The sequence below is a fragment of the Anoxybacillus tepidamans PS2 genome (assembly GCF_000620165.1).
Taxonomy (GTDB): Bacteria; Bacillota; Bacilli; order Bacillales; family Anoxybacillaceae; genus Anoxybacteroides; species Anoxybacteroides tepidamans_A.
Map to the genome: position 1 here is coordinate 16,953 of NZ_JHVN01000021.1, position 17,727 is coordinate 34,679.

Below are 17,727 nucleotides of genomic sequence, written 5' to 3' on the forward strand. Positions count from 1 at the left end.
CTATTGGTCATTGACATAAGAAATATGTATGTGTTAAATTTTTAAAGACATACTGTAGAACGGTGGGACACCTATGAGCAACAAGGTAGTATTAGCCTGCAACGAATGCAGCAGCCGTAATTATTCGACTAGAAAAAATCCTATAAATGTTCAGGAGCGTCTAGAAATCAAAAAATTTTGCAAAGTATGCAACCGACATACACTCCACCGCGAAACGAAGTGAATATTTGTAAAGGCAGCTCTAAGTTGTTGGAGGTTACTAATTATGCAGCGTATTATAAAATTTTTTAACGAAGTTGCACGTGAGATGAAAAAGGTCAGTTGGCCTAAAAGAAAAGAACTTGTTAACTATACCATTACTGTACTGGCGACTGTTGCATTTATGACGATCTTTTTTGCGGTTGTAGATTTGGGGATTTCTTCTTTAATTCGCTTAGTGCTTGAATAATGAACGTTCTAGTATGGTATAATGAAAAATAATAAGGTAGACAATCTAAAGCCCGGAAACGGGTTTTTATTTTGCTTATAAAATATTAATTGTCGCTTAGGGAGGGAAGGACATTTAAGTCCCAGTCAATGGAGAAAAATTGGTATGTCATTCATACATATTCGGGTTATGAAAACAAAGTTAAAGCTAACTTGGAAAAAAGATTAGAATCAATGGGGATGCAAGATAAAATTTTTCGTGTAGTTGTACCTGAAGAAGAGGAAACTGATACAAAAAACGGAAAGAAAAAAGTAACGAAACGGAAAGTGTTCCCGGGATACGTGCTAGTTGAAATGATTATGACCGACGATTCATGGTACGTAGTGCGAAACACGCCTGGAGTGACGGGATTTGTCGGATCGAGCGGAGCGGGATCGAAACCAACCCCTCTTCTTGAAGAAGAAGTTCATTTGATTCTAAAACGTATGGGAGTACCGTTAACAGAGCTTGACTTTGATTACGAGTTGAAAGAAACGGTGCAAGTAAAGGAAGGGCCTTTTGCGAACTTCACTGGAACCATTGAAGAAATTGATATGGATAGAAGAAAGGTTAAAGTGCTCGTCAACATGTTCGGACGGGAAACACCAGTCGAACTTGATTTTTCGCAAATTGAAAAAATATAATATGAAATAACTTGCAATCAAAAAGGAAAAGTGATACTATTTTATAGTCAGTATATCTCTTGACACAGGTATTAACCTGCTGATAAAAGCGATAAATAAACAACTTTCTATTCAAATTGCAATGAACTTATACATCTCAAAATATGTATAAGGGAGCCGGTTAAGAATAGGAAAGTGTCCCCCTATTTTTAAATAATAGGGATGAAAGGGTGCGAGGTTACATCCTAACAAGAATAATGTTATAGTTAAGCATTATTCATAACCTAAATGAGTGGGAGGGAAAATCCCTAATACCACATCACGGACTTAAGGAGGTGTGTCTCGTGGCTAAAAAAGTAATCAAGGTTGTAAAGCTACAAATTCCTGCAGGTAAAGCGAACCCAGCACCGCCAGTTGGTCCAGCTTTAGGTCAAGCCGGTGTTAATATCATGGGGTTCTGTAAAGAATTCAATGCTCGTACAGCTGACCAAGCAGGTTTGATCATTCCTGTTGAAATTACGGTATACGAGGACCGTTCATTTACATTCATTACAAAAACTCCACCTGCTGCTGTATTACTTAAAAAAGCAGCTGGTATCGAGTCAGGTTCTGGTGAGCCAAACCGTAATAAGGTAGCAACAATCAAGCGCGATAAAGTGCGTGAGATTGCTGAAACGAAAATGCCAGATTTAAATGCGGCTAGCATTGAAGCTGCAATGCGCATGGTTGAGGGTACTGCGCGTAGCATGGGTATCGTTATCGAAGACTAATTGCCCAATATAATCTGGCCAGCGAAGGTTGCGAATACAGGAATGTTCTGTTTCGCAACCTTTATTCGTGGGAGGTTATTCCGTTAAAACCACAAAAGGAGGATTTTTAAATGGCTAAAAGAGGAAAAAAATATGTAGAAGCGGCAAAACATGTTGACCGTTTTAAAGCTTATGCTGTAACAGAAGCGATTGAACTTGTAAAGAAAACAAGCATCGCAAAATTTGATGCAACTGTAGAAGTTGCTTTCCGCCTAGGCGTAGATCCTAAAAAAGCAGACCAACAAATCCGTGGAGCGGTTGTGTTGCCGCACGGAACTGGTAAAGTGCAACGCGTACTAGTATTTGCGAAAGGTGAAAAAGCGAAAGAAGCCGAAGCTGCGGGAGCAGATTATGTTGGCGATACAGATTACATCAACAAAATCCAACAAGGTTGGTTTGATTTTGATGTAATCGTTGCAACTCCTGATATGATGGGTGAAGTAGGTAAATTAGGTCGTATATTAGGTCCTAAAGGATTAATGCCAAACCCAAAAACAGGTACAGTTACATTTGATGTAGCGAGAGCAGTCAAAGAAATCAAAGCTGGTAAAGTAGAATACCGTGTCGATAAAGCTGGTAACATCCATGTTCCGATCGGTAAAATCTCATTCGATAACGAGAAGCTTGTTGATAACTTCACAACAATTTATGAAACAATCTTAAAAGTAAAACCAGCTGCAGCGAAAGGTACGTACGTGAAAAACGTTACAGTTACTTCAACAATGGGACCTGGCATTAAAGTAGATCCTTCAACATTTGCAGTTGCAAAATAAGGAAGCTGTTGACTTTCCATAAGTCATTTAGTATCATAAATTTTGTCTGAAAAGAGAATATCATTTGTACCGTAGACAGTAGGTGCTCGATAAGAGCTTAATTTCCTACCGAGGTGTTTCGTTATATAATTAGAAGTGCTTCATATTAGCACTTTTATGATACCTCCATGTCTACGTTGGCATGGAGGTTTTTTCATGAACGGTATAAGTGGTGTCTCATTTTATCTTCTACAGGAGGTGTAAAAATGAGCAGCGCAATCGAACTCAAACAACAGATTGTCGCGGAAATTGCTGATAAATTCCGCGCGAGCAAATCAACGATCATTGTAGATTATCGCGGTCTAAACGTAGCAGAAGTTACAGAGCTTCGTAAGCAACTTCGCGAAGCAGGCATCGAGTTCAAAGTATATAAAAACACGTTGACTCGCCGTGCGCTTGCTGAAGTTGGTCTAGAAGGGTTAGATGAAGTACTTACTGGGCCAAATGCGATCGCGTTCAGCAACGAAGATGTCGTAGCTCCTGCAAAAATTTTAAATGACTTCGCAAAAACTCACGAAGCATTAGAGATTAAAGCGGGCGTTATCGAAGGTAACGTTGCTACTGTTGAAGACGTTAAAGCACTTGCGAACCTTCCTTCTCGCGAAGGCCTACTTTCTATGTTGCTTAGCGTTCTTCAAGCTCCTATCCGTAACTTCGCGCTTGTCACAAAAGCGGTTGCAGAGAAGAAAGAAGAGCAAGGAGCGTAATATAGCTTTAGCTTATTAAAATTGAAAACGAAAAAATTTGATATCAAGGGAGGAATCTTACAATGACTAAAGAACAAATCATTGAAGCGGTTAAAAATATGACAGTTTTAGAATTAAATGACTTAGTAAAAGCAATTGAAGAAGAGTTCGGTGTAACTGCTGCTGCTCCTGTAGTAGTTGCTGGCGGTGCTGGTGCTGGCGGCGAAGCTGCGGCTGAGAAAACAGAATTCGACGTTATCCTTGCGGATGGCGGCGCACAAAAAATCAAAGTTATCAAAGTTGTGCGTGAACTTACTGGCCTCGGCTTAAAAGAAGCAAAAGATTTAGTAGACAACACTCCAAAGCCAGTTAAAGAAGGCGTTTCTAAAGAGGAAGCTGAAGAAATCAAGGCTAAACTTGAAGAAGCTGGCGCTAGCGTAGAAATTAAGTAATTTCTGTTCAATGCATTGAAAAGCTCGCTAATGATTAGCGGGCTTTTTTAATATTTTTTGGTCTAATTGTGCCGTACTATTTCATTTTATTTTTAAAACAAGATGTCGTATTCTCTGAAATGAACAGAGTTATTGTAAACGGTGCTTTATGTGTGAATCGACGCGAACCATGTTTTTAATATTTTCATGGTGGGAAATATTAAAATGGAAAGAATGGTAAAAGACCAGTGAAAGGATGAGGTAATTGAGTGAACACTACTATTCTAGGACGCCCTCTTCTTCAAGTAATCCGCATGTATGGGAGTATACTCTGAGAGAAAATGAGTTTACTTTTATGACGGATCAAGGTGTTTTTTCAAAACGTGAAGTCGATTTTGGTTCGCGTTTATTAATTGAAACGTTTGAGGAGCCGGCGGTAGAAGGCGGCTTTTTAGACGTTGGTTGCGGCTATGGACCAATAGGCTTGGCGATCGCTAAATCCTTTCCAAATCGTACGGTGGAAATGGTTGATATTAATGAACGCGCAATCGAATTAGCAAAAAGGAACCAGCAGCTTAATCACATTGATAACGTTGTCATTTATGAAAGCGATTTATTTGAAAGTGTGGGAGACAAAATGTTTGCTGCGATTTTAACCAATCCACCGATTCGCGCGGGGAAAAAAGTGGTTCACTCCATTTTTGAGCAAAGTGCCTCCCATCTCGTTCCGAATGGGGAGCTATGGGTTGTTATTCAAAAAAAGCAAGGAGCTCCTTCAACGCTTGAAAAGCTTCAGTCGCTGTTTCCGGAGGTGGAAGTGGTGGCTAAGAAAAAAGGATATTATATCATAAAGGCGAAAAAATATTGACAGTTTTTTTTGTCTATGATAGCATTATAAAATGCCAAATGTATAACCTTATTCAGTTATCAAGTATTAGTCATGTATAATTTTATTTCCAATGGGAAAAATTATAAAATCAATAAATAGGTGAAAATGTGGTTTTCTTATTATAGAAACCATTTTTCTTTTGTCTGATAGTAAGACAAAAATTGTCTTCCTTAAGGAAGATAGCCTCCTATTTTTATCAACGCTTGAATTTGAGGGGTGAATCAGTTGACAGGTCAACTAGTTCAATATGGACGACACCGCCAACGAAGAAGTTACGCGCGTATTAGTGAAGTGCTAGAGTTACCGAACCTTATTGAAATTCAGACCTCCTCTTACCAGTGGTTTCTTGATGAGGGTCTGAGAGAAATGTTTAAAGAAATCTCTCCAATCGAAGATTTTTCCGGAAATCTCTCTCTTGAATTTATTGATTATAGTTTAGGTGAGCCGAAGTATTCGGTAGAGGAATCAAAAGAACGCGACGTTACATATGCAGCACCACTTCGCGTGAAAGTGCGCCTGATCAATAAAGAAACAGGCGAGGTTAAAGAGCAAGATGTATTTATGGGCGATTTCCCTTTGATGACAGAAACAGGAACGTTCATTATCAACGGTGCTGAACGTGTCATTGTTTCCCAGCTTGTGCGCTCTCCAAGCGTGTATTACAGCGGGAAGGTAGATAAAAACGGTAAAAGAGGTTTTTCGGCGACTGTTATTCCAAACCGTGGTGCATGGTTAGAATATGAAACAGACGCGAAAGATGTCGTATACGTCCGTATCGATCGCACTCGCAAGTTGCCTGTGACGGTGCTTTTGCGCGCTCTTGGATTCGGATCCGATCAAGAAATTATTGATTTGATTGGTGAAAATGAATATCTTCGTAATACGCTTGAAAAGGACAATACGGAAAGCACGGAAAAAGCGTTGTTGGAAATTTATGAACGCTTACGTCCCGGTGAGCCTCCAACAGTCGAAAACGCAAAAAGCTTGCTTATTTCTCGCTTCTTTGATCCGAAACGCTACGACTTAGCAAGCGTAGGACGTTATAAAATTAATAAAAAATTGCACATCAAAAATAGATTGTTTAACCAGCGTCTCGCTGAAACGCTTGTAAACCCGGAAACTGGTGAAATTATTGCCGAAAAAGGAACAATGATTGATCGCAGAACATTAGATCGAATCTTGCCATATTTAGAAAACGGTATCGGTTTCCGTGCGTATAAGCCTGCCGGTGGCGTTGTAGATGAGGAATTTACGCTCCAGTCTATCAAAATTTATTCACCGAATGATCCGGACGGCGAGCAAGTAATTAATATCATTGGAAACGGATATATTGCCGAAGACGTGAAACATATTACTCCTAGCGATATCATTGCGTCCATTAGCTACTTCTTTAACCTTCTACATGGGGTAGGAGATACTGATGATATCGACCATTTAGGTAATCGACGTCTTCGTTCAGTGGGAGAATTGCTGCAAAACCAATTCCGAATCGGGCTATCGCGCATGGAACGTGTAGTTCGCGAGCGCATGTCGATTCAAGATACAAACACAATCACACCTCAGCAGCTAATTAATATTCGGCCAGTGATTGCAGCGATTAAAGAATTCTTTGGTAGCTCACAGCTTTCTCAATTTATGGATCAGACGAACCCGTTGGCAGAATTGACGCATAAACGCCGTTTATCTGCTTTAGGTCCAGGAGGATTAACACGCGAGCGTGCTGGTATGGAAGTTCGTGACGTACACTATTCACACTATGGACGCATGTGTCCGATTGAAACTCCTGAGGGTCCAAACATTGGATTAATTAACTCATTATCTACGTATGCCAAAGTTAATAAATTCGGGTTTATTGAAACTCCGTACCGCCGTGTTGACCCTGAAACTGGAAAAATCACGGATCGTATTGATTACTTAACGGCGGATGAAGAAGATAACTATGTCGTCGCTCAGGCGAATGCAAGAATTGCTGAGGATGGTACATTCTTAGACGAAGATATCGTCGCTCGTTTCCGCGGTGAAAATATTGTTGTTAAACGTGACCGGGTTGATTACATGGACGTATCACCGAAGCAAGTTGTATCAGCTGCGACTGCATGTATTCCGTTCTTAGAAAACGACGACTCTAACCGTGCGTTGATGGGTGCAAACATGCAGCGTCAAGCGGTACCTTTATTACAACCGGAAGCACCAATCGTTGGCACAGGAATGGAGTATGTTTCGGCAAAAGATTCCGGCGCTGCTGTTATTTGCAAACATCGTGGAATTGTGGAGCGCGTAGAAGCAAAAGAAATTTGGGTTCGCCGTTTAATTGAAGTGGACGGAAAAGAAGTGAAGGGCGACCTTGACAAATATCGACTTCTTAAATTTGTTCGCTCAAACCAAGGAACTTGCTATAATCAGCGTCCGATTGTAAAGAAAGGTGACATTGTTGAGAAGGGCGAAATTCTCGCAGACGGTCCTTCAATGGAAAAAGGTGAACTTGCACTTGGTCGCAACGTATTAGTTGCCTTCATGACATGGGACGGTTATAACTACGAAGACGCGATCATTATGAGCGAGCGTCTTGTAAAAGAAGATGTATATACGTCTATTCACATTGAAGAATACGAATCAGAATCCCGCGACACAAAATTGGGACCAGAGGAAATCACCCGCGATATTCCGAACGTTGGAGAAGACGCATTGCGCAATCTAGATGAGCGTGGCATTGTGCGCATTGGTGCAGAGGTAAAAGATGGTGATTTGCTAGTAGGTAAAGTCACGCCAAAAGGAGTGACGGAGCTGACCGCAGAGGAGCGTCTACTCCATGCCATCTTCGGAGAAAAAGCGCGTGAAGTGCGCGATACATCGCTTCGTGTGCCGCACGGTGGCGGTGGAATCGTATTAGATGTAAAAGTCTTTAACCGGGAAGATGGGGACGAACTTCCTCCTGGGGTTAATCAGCTTGTGCGCGTATATATCGTACAAAAACGTAAAATTTCTGCAGGGGATAAGATGGCTGGTCGTCACGGTAATAAAGGGGTTATTTCAAGAATTCTTCCGGAAGAGGATATGCCTTTCTTACCAGATGGCACGCCAGTTGATATCATGTTAAACCCTCTAGGCGTACCTTCACGTATGAATATCGGTCAGGTATTGGAATTGCACCTTGGTATGGCTGCGAAGAAGCTTGGTCTTCATGTCGCTTCTCCAGTATTCGATGGTGCTCGTGAAGAAGACGTTTGGGCGATTTTAGAAGAAGCGGGAATGGCTCGCGACGCAAAAACAGTCCTTTATGATGGCAGAACAGGTGAACCTTTTGACAACCGCGTATCGGTTGGCATTATGTACATGATTAAATTAGCGCACATGGTTGACGATAAACTTCATGCTCGCTCAACAGGACCTTACTCGCTTGTCACGCAGCAGCCGCTTGGAGGTAAAGCTCAGTTCGGTGGCCAACGTTTTGGTGAGATGGAAGTTTGGGCACTCGAAGCTTATGGTGCGGCATACACATTACAGGAAATTTTAACTGTGAAGTCAGACGATGTAGTCGGCCGCGTCAAAACATACGAAGCTATTGTTAAAGGCGAGAACGTTCCGGAACCTGGTGTTCCAGAATCGTTTAAAGTTTTAATCAAAGAATTACAAAGCTTAGGTATGGATGTAACTATTCTTTCTAGCGATGAGAAAGAAATCAATATGGAAAACTTCGATGAAGATGACGATGTTCAACCAGCAGACGCTATTGCTGTCGGAATATCTGAAAAAGAGGAAGAAAAAGACGCCGTAACAAAAGAATAAACCGATAAGGCAATAAGGGTAAAACCTGGATATTGAGAGGGAGGTAGGCCCCTTGCTAGATGTAAATAATTTTGAGTATATGAAAATCGGACTCGCCTCGCCGGAAAAAATTCGTTCTTGGTCATACGGCGAAGTGAAAAAACCAGAAACTATCAACTATCGCACGTTAAAACCTGAAAAAGACGGGTTGTTCTGCGAGCGCATTTTCGGTCCAACAAAAGACTGGGAGTGCCATTGCGGAAAATATAAGCGCGTACGTTATAAAGGCGTTGTTTGTGATCGGTGCGGTGTAGAAGTTACCCGCGCCAAAGTTCGTCGCGAACGCATGGGCCATATTGAACTAGCTGCCCCAGTTTCACATATATGGTATTTTAAAGGGATTCCAAGCCGCATGGGACTTGTCTTGGACATGTCCCCGCGCGCTTTGGAGGAAGTGATCTATTTCGCTTCATATGTTGTAACGGATCCAGGCGATACACCGCTTGAGAAGAAGCAGCTCCTTTCAGAAAAAGAGTATCGTGCCTATCGTGAAAAGTACGGGAATTCATTCCAAGCATCAATGGGAGCGGAAGCGATTAAAAAACTTCTACAAGATATTGATCTTGAAAAAGAAGTAGACACTTTAAAGGAAGAGTTGAAAACAGCACAAGGACAACGACGTGCACGGGCGATTAAGCGTTTAGAAGTGCTAGAAGCATTTCGTAACTCAGGAAATGACCCAGCATGGATGGTGCTTGATGTGCTTCCGGTCATTCCTCCTGAACTGCGCCCAATGGTTCAATTAGATGGCGGCCGTTTTGCAACATCTGATTTAAACGATTTATATCGCCGTGTCATTAACCGTAACAACCGTCTTAAACGTTTATTAGATCTAGGAGCGCCAAGCATTATTGTGCAAAACGAGAAACGGATGCTTCAAGAGGCGGTGGATGCGTTAATCGATAACGGTCGTCGCGGTCGTCCTGTCACAGGCCCGGGAAATCGTCCATTGAAATCTCTATCTCACATGCTAAAGGGTAAGCAAGGGCGTTTCCGCCAAAACTTACTTGGTAAACGTGTTGACTATTCGGGGCGTTCCGTAATCGTTGTAGGTCCGAACTTAAAAATGTATCAATGCGGTTTACCAAAAGAAATGGCGCTTGAGCTTTTCAAGCCGTTTGTGATGAAAGAGCTTGTAGAGCGAGGCTTGGCGCATAATATTAAGAGCGCGAAACGAAAAATTGAACGCGTACACCCGGAAGTATGGGATGTGCTGGAGTCTGTAATCAAAGAACATCCAGTTCTCTTAAACCGTGCTCCAACGTTACACAGACTTGGTATCCAAGCTTTCGAGCCAACATTGGTCGAAGGTCGTGCCATTCGTTTGCATCCGCTTGTATGTACAGCGTATAATGCCGATTTTGATGGTGACCAAATGGCTGTACACGTTCCGCTATCAGCGGAAGCGCAAGCAGAAGCACGTTTGTTGATGCTGGCAGCACAAAACATTTTGAACCCGAAAGACGGAAAGCCAGTTGTTACTCCTTCGCAAGACATGGTATTAGGAAACTACTACTTGACAATGGAGCGCGAAGGCGCGATCGGCGAAGGAATGGTCTTTAAAGATACAGACGAAGCGCTGCTGGCTTATCATAACGGTTATGTGCATTTACACACTCGGATTGCGATTCATGCTGGTTCGTTGCAAAATGAAACGTTTACAGAAGAGCAAAATAACAAACTGTTGTTGACAACGGTTGGTAAGCTCATTTTCAATGAAATTTTACCGAAGTCCTTCCCATACATTAACGAGCCGACTCAAGAAAACATTGAAGAACGGACGCCGGACAAATATTTCCTTGATAAGGGCGTAAACGTAAAAGAAGAAATTAGCAAACGCCCGCTTGTCCCGCCGTTTAAAAAGAAAATTCTCGGTAACATCATTGCGGAAGTGTTCAAGCGCTTCAAAATTACTGAAACGTCAAAAATGCTTGACCGTATGAAAGATCTGGGCTTCCGATATTCGACGAAAGCGGGTATTACGATCGGTGTAGCTGATATCGTCGTATTACCGGAAAAACAAGAAATTTTACAAGAGGCACAAGCAAAAGTTGATACGGTATTAAAGCAGTTTAGACGCGGTTTAATTACTGATGAAGAGCGTTATGAGCGTGTCATTTCGGTTTGGAGTGCGGCGAAGGATAAAATTCAAAGCAAGTTAATGGAGTCTTTAGATAAGCGAAACCCGATCTTCATGATGAGCGATTCGGGTGCCCGCGGTAACGCTTCGAACTTTACACAGCTTGCGGGTATGCGCGGACTGATGGCGAACCCGGCAGGACGAATTATCGAATTGCCGATTAAATCGTCATTCCGTGAGGGTTTAACGGTATTGGAATACTTTATTTCGACGCACGGTGCGCGTAAAGGTCTTGCGGATACAGCACTCAAAACGGCGGACTCTGGTTATCTAACAAGACGTCTCGTCGATGTAGCCCAAGACGTCATTGTCCGGGAAGACGATTGTGGAACGGACCGGGGCATGCTTGTGCGAGCGCTCACGGATGGCACAGAAGTCATCGTGAAATTGGAAGAGCGTCTAATTGGCCGCTACGCGAGAAAAACAGTTAAACATCCAGAAACGGGCGAAATTATCGTAAAAGAAAATGAAATGATCACTGAAGATATTGCTAGCGCAATTATTAAAGCCGGCATCGAGCAAGTTTGGATTCGCTCCGCATTTACATGCAATACTCGACACGGAGTATGTAAGAAATGCTATGGCCGCAACCTTGCGACAGGTTCAGAAGTCGAAGTGGGTGAAGCGGTTGGTATCATCGCTGCGCAATCGATCGGTGAACCAGGTACGCAGCTAACGATGCGCACATTCCACACAGGTGGAGTAGCAGGAGATGATATCACACAAGGTTTACCGCGTGTCCAAGAGCTATTTGAAGCACGTAATCCAAAAGGTCAAGCGGTGATTTCCGAGATTGATGGTGTAGTCATCTCGATTAGTGAAACACGTGATCATCAACAAGAGGTTGTTGTAAAAGGCGAAGTGGAAACAAGAACGTATACGGCTCCGTATAACGCGAGATTGAAAGTTCAAGAAGGGCAACAAGTCGAGCGCGGACAAGAGTTAACAGAAGGTTCGATTGATCCGAAGGAACTTCTTAAAGTGAAAGATATTACTGCTGTGCAGGAATACTTATTGCGTGAAGTACAAAAAGTATATCGGATGCAAGGGGTAGAAATTAGCGATAAGCATATCGAAGTAATGGTTCGTCAAATGCTTCGCAAAGTTCGCGTCATCGACGCTGGTGATACAGATGTGTTGCCAGGAACGTTGCTGGATATTCATCAGTTTACTGATGCAAATGCAAAAGTATTGCTTGAAGGAAAGCGTCCAGCTACAGCTCGGCCTGTGCTTCTTGGTATTACGAAAGCATCGCTTGAAACAGATTCATTCTTATCAGCTGCTTCGTTCCAAGAAACAACACGCGTCTTGACAGATGCGGCCATCAAAGGAAAACGTGACGAGCTGTTGGGCTTAAAGGAAAATGTTATCATCGGTAAACTAGTTCCTGCTGGGACAGGAATGGCGCGTTATCGGAAAATTAAACCAGTAGTCAATAAAAAAGAAGATGAGCAACTAACAACGTCTAATAAATAATTAAAAAGTTACCGGCAAGAAAACTTGCCGGTAACAAATTTGTTAGATATACAGTTGACAATGTCATCGGAAAATGTTAATGTAATAAAGGTGTTCCGAAAACCTGGTACTTTGGAGGATATATATATATGTCTTATGAAAAAGTATTACAGGCTCAACAATTTGTAGTGGGAACGAAGCAAGCAATGCGAGCTCTGAAGGAAGGCAAGGCAAAGGAATTGATTATTGCTGAAGATGCTGATCCGCAGGTTGTTGAAAAAATCAAGGAAGCAGCAGAATTAGCAAATGTTCCTGTTGCAAAAGTAGATTCCATGAAAAAGCTTGGAGAAGTTTGCAAAATTCAAGTAGGAGCTGCTGCGGTTGCTATTATTCGCTAAAACTGTTTTTGTGGGTTTTACTACAAAAACTTTGTTTTTGCATAAATAATGAGCCACCTGGATGTGTGGGCTTGAACTTATGTGTGAAGGGAGGAAATTTATCATGCCTACAATTAATCAATTAGTACGCAAAGGCCGTACGAGAAAAGTTGTGAAATCTAAATCCCCTGCGTTAAATAAAGGGTATAACAGCTTCAAGAAAGTACAAACAAATGTTGCATCTCCGCAAAAACGTGGTGTGTGCACGCGTGTAGGTACGATGACGCCAAAGAAGCCAAACTCAGCGCTTCGTAAATATGCCCGTGTGCGTTTATCAAACGGTATCGAGGTAACAGCATACATTCCGGGTATTGGTCATAACTTGCAAGAACACAGCGTTGTGTTAATTCGTGGTGGTCGTGTAAAAGACTTGCCAGGGGTACGCTATCATATCGTTCGCGGTGCGCTTGATACCGCTGGTGTAGCAAACCGCATGCAAGGCCGTTCTAAGTACGGTGCGAAGAAACCAAAAGCAGCTAAAAAATAATGTGAATGATTGAGAAATTAGGATTTTTTTCTTGAAAGGAGGAAAAAATATGCCACGTAAAGGTTCCGTTGCGAAAAGAGATGTACTACCAGATCCAATTTACAATTCTAAACTCGTAACTCGCCTTATCAACAAAATTATGATTGATGGTCAAAAAGGAAAGGCGCAAAAAATTCTTTACACAGCGTTCGATATTATTCGTGAACGCACTGGCAAAGATCCAATGGAAGTATTTGAACAAGCATTAAAAAATGTAATGCCTGTTCTTGAGGTGCGCGCTCGTCGTGTTGGTGGTGCTAACTACCAAGTTCCAGTAGAGGTTCGTCCTGATCGCCGCACAACATTGGGTCTTCGTTGGTTAGTAAACTATGCTCGTCTTCGTGGTGAGAAAACGATGGAAGAGCGTCTAGCAAACGAGATTTTAGATGCTGCAAACAACACAGGTGCATCAGTGAAGAAGCGTGAAGATACGCACAAAATGGCTGAAGCAAACAGAGCGTTTGCTCACTATCGTTGGTAATGATTTTATAACTGCGCTATCCATTTTTGTATAATTAGGAAATAGGTGAAGGCGATCAGGAAATCCTGTTCGCACGCTCACCTATATTCCTATATATTCGACATTTTATCAAACAAGACACTTACTCAAAGGAAGGAGAAAAACCAAGATGGCAAGAGAGTTCTCCTTAGAAAACACTCGCAATATTGGTATCATGGCCCATATCGATGCCGGTAAAACGACAACAACTGAACGTATCCTTTTCTATACAGGACGCGTTCATAAAATTGGTGAAGTGCATGAAGGCGCTGCCACTATGGACTGGATGGAGCAAGAGCAAGAGCGTGGAATTACAATCACGTCTGCTGCGACAACAGCTCAATGGAAAGGTCACCGTATTAACATCATCGACACACCAGGACACGTAGACTTCACAGTAGAGGTTGAGCGTTCTCTTCGTGTTCTAGACGGTGCAGTGGCGGTACTTGATGCGCAATCCGGGGTAGAGCCACAAACAGAAACAGTATGGCGTCAGGCGACTACATACGGTGTTCCGCGTATCGTATTCGTTAACAAAATGGACAAAATTGGCGCTGATTTCTTATACTCTGTCAAAACGCTTCATGACCGTTTGCAAGCGAACGCGCACCCAGTTCAACTACCGATCGGTGCTGAAGACCAATTTACTGGTATTATCGATCTTGTTGAAATGTGCGCATACCATTATCACGATGAATTAGGTAAAAATATTGAACGTATTGAAATTCCTGAAGATTATCGCGATTTAGCAGAAGAGTATCGCGGTAAACTGATTGAGGCTGTCGCAGAGCTTGATGAAGAGTTAATGATGAGATATTTAGAAGGAGAAGAAATTTCAACGGAGGAACTAAAAGCAGCGATCCGCAAGGCAACAGTTTCTGTTGAATTCTTCCCTGTATTCTGCGGTTCTGCGTTCAAAAACAAAGGTGTTCAGCTAATGCTAGATGGAGTCGTAGATTATCTACCTTCTCCAATAGACATCCCTGCAATTAAAGGGGTTGTTCCAGATACGGAAGAAGAAACAGTGCGTGAATCTCGTGATGATGCACCGTTTGCAGCATTAGCATTCAAAATTATGACAGACCCTTACGTTGGAAAATTAACATTCTTCCGCGTATATTCCGGTACATTGGATTCTGGTTCTTATGTGTTGAACTCGACAAAACGCAAACGCGAGCGCATTGGTCGTATCCTACAAATGCATGCTAACCATCGTCAAGAAATTTCCACAGTATACGCTGGTGACATCGCTGCAGCTGTAGGTTTAAAAGATACAACAACTGGCGATACTTTGTGTGATGAAAAAGACCCTGTAATTCTAGAGTCTATGACATTCCCAGAGCCAGTTATCCAAATTGCGATTGAACCAAAATCAAAAGCCGACCAAGACAAAATGAGCACAGCGTTACAAAAACTTCAAGAAGAAGACCCAACATTCCGCGCGTGGACAGACCAAGAAACTGGTCAGACAATTATTGCGGGTATGGGTGAGCTTCACCTTGACATCATTGTTGATCGTATGCGTCGTGAATTCAAGGTAGAGGCTAACGTAGGTGCTCCGCAGGTTGCGTACCGTGAAACATTCCGTAAGGCTGCACAAGTAGAAGGTAAATTTGTGCGTCAATCCGGAGGTCGCGGTCAATACGGTCACGTTTGGATTGAATTCACTCCAAACGAAGAAGGAAAAGGATTCGAATTTGAGAACGCGATCGTTGGTGGGGTTGTTCCAAGAGAGTATATCCCAGCAATCCAAGCGGGCCTTGAAGATGCAATGCAAAATGGTGTTCTTGCTGGATATCCAGTTGTTGATATCAAAGCAAAACTATTCGATGGTTCTTACCACGATGTAGACTCAAGTGAAATGGCGTTCAAAATTGCTGCTTCTCTTGCATTGAAAAATGCAGCAACAAAATGTGACCCAGTATTACTTGAGCCGATTATGAAAGTAGAAGTTGTCATTCCAGAAGAATACCTTGGTGACATTATGGGTGACATCACTTCCCGTCGAGGACGCGTTGAAGGTATGGAAGCTCGTGGTAACGCGCAAGTTGTGCATGCGATGGTTCCACTATCCGAAATGTTCGGATACGCAACTTCATTGCGTTCTAATACACAAGGTCGCGGAGTGTTCTCCATGGTGTTTGACCACTATGAAGAAGTTCCAAAGAGCATTGCTGAGGAAATCATCAAAAAAAATAAAGGTGAATAATTGATTTTCTAGCACTGTTCAAGTATAAATACTTATGTAAGACTTGGAAGTGGACATGTTTGCATGTGCGCTTCCAAGCATTCAATATAATACTTAATATGAAATTTATATTTAAGGAGGATATTTATAATGGCTAAAGCGAAATTTGAACGCTCTAAACCACACGTTAACATTGGTACAATCGGCCACGTTGACCATGGTAAAACAACTTTAACAGCTGCAATCACAACAGTTCTTGCAAAACAAGGTAAAGCAGAAGCTCGTGCATACGACCAAATCGACGCTGCTCCAGAAGAGCGTGAGCGCGGTATCACAATCTCAACTGCACACGTTGAGTATGAAACTGACAACCGCCACTATGCACACGTTGACTGCCCAGGTCACGCTGACTACGTGAAAAACATGATCACTGGTGCGGCACAAATGGACGGCGCAATCCTTGTAGTATCTGCTGCTGACGGTCCAATGCCACAAACTCGTGAGCACATCCTTCTTTCTCGCCAAGTAGGTGTACCATACATCGTTGTATTCTTAAACAAATGCGATATGGTAGACGACGAAGAATTATTAGAGCTTGTTGAAATGGAAGTTCGTGATCTATTATCTGAATACGAATTCCCTGGAGACGAAATCCCAGTTATTAAAGGTTCTGCATTAAAAGCTCTTGAAGGCGATGCTGAGTGGGAAGCAAAAATCGTCGAGCTTATGAACGCTGTTGACGAGTACATCCCAACTCCACAACGTGACACTGACAAACCATTCATGATGCCAGTTGAGGACGTATTCTCTATCACAGGTCGTGGTACAGTTGCTACTGGTCGCGTTGAGCGCGGTATCTTAAAAGTTGGTGACGTTGTAGACATTATCGGTCTTTCTGAAGAACCAAAATCTACAACAGTTACTGGTGTAGAAATGTTCCGTAAACTTCTTGACCAAGCAGAAGCTGGTGATAACATCGGTGCGCTTCTTCGCGGTGTTGCTCGCGATGAAATCCAACGCGGTCAAGTACTTGCGAAACCAGGCACAATCACACCACACACAAAATTCAAAGCGGAAGTTTACGTATTATCTAAAGAAGAAGGTGGACGTCATACTCCATTCTTCTCTAACTACCGTCCACAATTCTACTTCCGTACAACTGACGTTACTGGTATCATCACTCTACCAGAAGGCGTAGAGATGGTAATGCCTGGCGACAACATCGAAATGACAGTAGAATTGATTGCACCAATCGCGATCGAAGAAGGTACAAAATTCTCTATCCGTGAAGGTGGACGTACAGTAGGCGCTGGCGTTGTATCTTCTATCATCGAGTAATAATAAAAAACAGGTTTGCTTGAACGCAAACCTGTTTTTTATATTGGTATGTTCATAAATTACGATCTATATACAAGTATAATGTAAGAAATGCTTGAATACACGAGATTTCGCTTGCAATTTGCTATAGATATCTGTATAATATCTAATGTTGGTCTTTGACTGCGATGAAGTGGAAGGTTGCTGACACACCCGGCCGCTTTGCCATGGCGAGTGTGAGGAAATTTCCACGGAGAATGTCTATTTTCAAAATAGGCGAAGAAGGAGGGAAAATAATGGCAAAAGAAAAAATCCGTATCCGTTTAAAAGCTTACGATCATCGAATTCTTGATCAATCTGCTGAGAAAATCGTAGAAACAGCAAAACGTTCAGGTGCAAAAGTGTCTGGACCGATCCCATTACCAACAGAAAGAACTGTTTATACGATTTTGCGCGCTGTTCACAAGTACAAAGATTCTCGTGAACAATTTGAAATGCGTACACATAAACGTTTGATCGATATCGTAAACCCTACTCCACAAACTGTGGACTCGTTAATGCGACTTGATTTACCATCTGGTGTCGATATTGAAATTAAGCTTTAATTCTAAAAATGAAATCATA

The 17,727-nt window shown here is 42.3% G+C and carries 16 protein-coding genes and 1 other annotated feature; all 16 genes read left to right on the forward strand.

The features are described 5' to 3' along the window. The first annotated feature begins 73 nt into the window (after nucleotides 1–73). The 16 genes from rpmG (at nucleotide 74) to rpsJ (ending at nucleotide 17,708) form a co-directional block, all read left to right on the forward strand. Nucleotides 74–223, forward strand: a complete 150-nt coding sequence (rpmG, locus tag N667_RS19550) for a 50S ribosomal protein L33 (RefSeq protein ID WP_084279236.1) — start codon at nucleotides 74–76, stop codon at nucleotides 221–223. A 42-nt stretch (nucleotides 224–265) separates the two neighbouring features. After that, entirely contained in the window at nucleotides 266–448 is a 183-nt protein-coding gene (gene secE / locus N667_RS0114370) for a preprotein translocase subunit SecE (RefSeq protein WP_027410221.1), read from the forward strand. 128 nt (nucleotides 449–576) lie between these two features. Further along, complete coding sequence (nusG, locus tag N667_RS0114375; RefSeq protein WP_027410222.1) at nucleotides 577–1,110, forward strand: transcription termination/antitermination protein NusG; 534 nt, start codon at nucleotides 577–579, stop codon at nucleotides 1,108–1,110. Nucleotides 1,111–1,433: 323 nt separating this feature from the next. Next, nucleotides 1,434–1,859, forward strand: a complete 426-nt coding sequence (gene rplK, locus N667_RS0114380) for a 50S ribosomal protein L11 (protein WP_027410223.1) — start codon at nucleotides 1,434–1,436, stop codon at nucleotides 1,857–1,859. A 110-nt stretch (nucleotides 1,860–1,969) separates the two neighbouring features. Continuing rightward, nucleotides 1,970–2,671, forward strand: a complete 702-nt coding sequence (gene rplA / locus N667_RS0114385) for a 50S ribosomal protein L1 (protein ID WP_027410224.1) — start codon at nucleotides 1,970–1,972, stop codon at nucleotides 2,669–2,671. Nucleotides 2,672–2,722: 51 nt separating this feature from the next. After that, nucleotides 2,723–2,874, forward strand: a sequence feature (ribosomal protein L10 leader region). Between the two features lie 42 nt (nucleotides 2,875–2,916). Beyond that, the gene (gene rplJ, locus N667_RS0114390) at nucleotides 2,917–3,417 is read left to right on the forward strand and encodes a 50S ribosomal protein L10 (RefSeq protein WP_027410225.1); all 501 of its coding nucleotides are present in this window, start codon (nucleotides 2,917–2,919) and stop codon (nucleotides 3,415–3,417) included. Nucleotides 3,418–3,479: 62 nt separating this feature from the next. After that, complete coding sequence (rplL, locus tag N667_RS0114395) at nucleotides 3,480–3,848, forward strand: 50S ribosomal protein L7/L12 (RefSeq protein ID WP_027410226.1); 369 nt, start codon at nucleotides 3,480–3,482, stop codon at nucleotides 3,846–3,848. A gap of 244 nt (nucleotides 3,849–4,092) precedes the next feature. Further along, the gene (locus N667_RS0114400; protein ID WP_027410227.1) at nucleotides 4,093–4,695 is read left to right on the forward strand and encodes a class I SAM-dependent methyltransferase; all 603 of its coding nucleotides are present in this window, start codon (nucleotides 4,093–4,095) and stop codon (nucleotides 4,693–4,695) included. A 246-nt stretch (nucleotides 4,696–4,941) separates the two neighbouring features. Beyond that, a complete protein-coding gene (gene rpoB / locus N667_RS0114405; protein ID WP_027410228.1) occupies nucleotides 4,942–8,502 on the forward strand; it encodes a DNA-directed RNA polymerase subunit beta in 3,561 nt (1,186 codons plus the stop codon). A 52-nt stretch (nucleotides 8,503–8,554) separates the two neighbouring features. Beyond that, entirely contained in the window at nucleotides 8,555–12,157 is a 3,603-nt protein-coding gene (rpoC, locus tag N667_RS0114410; RefSeq protein WP_027410229.1) for a DNA-directed RNA polymerase subunit beta', read from the forward strand. Nucleotides 12,158–12,285: 128 nt separating this feature from the next. Next, the gene (locus tag N667_RS0114415; protein WP_027410230.1) at nucleotides 12,286–12,534 is read left to right on the forward strand and encodes a 50S ribosomal protein L7ae-like protein; all 249 of its coding nucleotides are present in this window, start codon (nucleotides 12,286–12,288) and stop codon (nucleotides 12,532–12,534) included. Between the two features lie 103 nt (nucleotides 12,535–12,637). Further along, nucleotides 12,638–13,060 (forward strand): 30S ribosomal protein S12, encoded by a 423-nt coding sequence (gene rpsL / locus N667_RS0114420; RefSeq protein WP_027410231.1) that lies wholly within the window; start codon nucleotides 12,638–12,640, stop codon nucleotides 13,058–13,060. A gap of 49 nt (nucleotides 13,061–13,109) precedes the next feature. After that, nucleotides 13,110–13,580, forward strand: a complete 471-nt coding sequence (rpsG, locus tag N667_RS0114425; protein ID WP_027410232.1) for a 30S ribosomal protein S7 — start codon at nucleotides 13,110–13,112, stop codon at nucleotides 13,578–13,580. A 148-nt stretch (nucleotides 13,581–13,728) separates the two neighbouring features. After that, a complete protein-coding gene (gene fusA, locus N667_RS0114430; protein WP_027410233.1) occupies nucleotides 13,729–15,807 on the forward strand; it encodes an elongation factor G in 2,079 nt (692 codons plus the stop codon). 129 nt (nucleotides 15,808–15,936) lie between these two features. Beyond that, a complete protein-coding gene (gene tuf / locus N667_RS0114435; RefSeq protein WP_027410234.1) occupies nucleotides 15,937–17,124 on the forward strand; it encodes an elongation factor Tu in 1,188 nt (395 codons plus the stop codon). 275 nt (nucleotides 17,125–17,399) lie between these two features. After that, complete coding sequence (gene rpsJ / locus N667_RS0114440; RefSeq protein ID WP_003247558.1) at nucleotides 17,400–17,708, forward strand: 30S ribosomal protein S10; 309 nt, start codon at nucleotides 17,400–17,402, stop codon at nucleotides 17,706–17,708. The last annotated feature ends 19 nt before the right edge of the window (nucleotides 17,709–17,727 follow it).